Origin of the sequence: Micromonospora globispora (genome assembly GCF_003857015.1) — a bacterium.
Taxonomy (GTDB): domain Bacteria; phylum Actinomycetota; class Actinomycetes; order Mycobacteriales; family Micromonosporaceae; genus Micromonospora; species Micromonospora globispora.
Window position 1 is genome coordinate 1 of record NZ_QGGF01000757.1, and the last position, 774, is coordinate 774.

Annotated in this window: 2 protein-coding genes; one reads left to right on the forward strand and one right to left on the reverse strand. The window is 76.4% G+C overall.

Annotated elements, in window-relative coordinates:
* On the reverse strand, positions 1-324 hold a 324-nt coding region (locus DKL51_RS33385), incomplete at its 3' end, for a sigma factor (RefSeq protein ID WP_311768103.1).
* 108 nt (positions 325-432) lie between these two features.
* On the opposite strand from DKL51_RS33385, the gene DKL51_RS33390 reads away from it, so the two are divergent.
* The gene (locus DKL51_RS33390) at positions 433-690 is read left to right on the forward strand and encodes a zf-HC2 domain-containing protein (protein ID WP_124813242.1); all 258 of its coding nucleotides are present in this window, start codon (positions 433-435) and stop codon (positions 688-690) included.
* Positions 691-774: the final 84 nt, after the last annotated feature.

Consider the following 774-nt stretch of genomic DNA (forward strand, 5'->3'; position numbering starts at 1 on the left):
GCGCACCACCGTCCGCAGGTGGTCGGCGCAGGCCCGGCGCGCGATGCCGAGCAGCCAGGTACGCGCGCTGGACCGCGCCTCGAACCCCGGCAGCGCCCGGAACGCCCGCAGGTACGTCTCCTGGGTGAGGTCGTCGGCGCTGTCCGGGTCGACCAGCGCGGCGGCGAACCGCCACACCTCGGCCTGGGTGGCCCGGACGAAGGCGGCCTGCGCGACCGGATCGCCGTCGCGGGCGACCAGCGCCCAGTGCGTCGCGGGATCCCGGGCAGCGTCACTTCCCGCCTCGTGGCGGCCGGCGGTGGTGTCGCGCGGGGCGGGGATCACGACAGACGAGGTTACGCGGCGTAGCTGCGCGGGGCAGGGTCCTTCGGCCCTTTCTATGGCGCCGCCCACGTCGGGAACTTTTCCGCCCCCGATCCCGACTACCTGCTCATGAACTGCGACGACGTACGCGTGGCGCTGTCGGCGCGGCTGGACGGGGAGGACCCGCGGTTGCCGTCGGCGGCGCTGGACGCGCACACCGACTCCTGCCCGGGCTGCCGCTCCTGGCTGGCCCGGGCCGAGCGGGTGACCCGGCTCACCCGGCTCCGGGCGGTCGACGTACCCGATCTCACCGCCCCGGTGCTGGCCGCGGCGTCCCGCGCCGTCTCCCGGTCCGCGGCCACCGCCCTCGCGCCGGGACGCGGGTGAGTGCGGTTCGCCGCTGGCGGGTGCGATCGGCGAGCATGAGGGTCCTGTCTGCTGCCGTACGCCGCCGGCCCGTGGCCGTCGTCG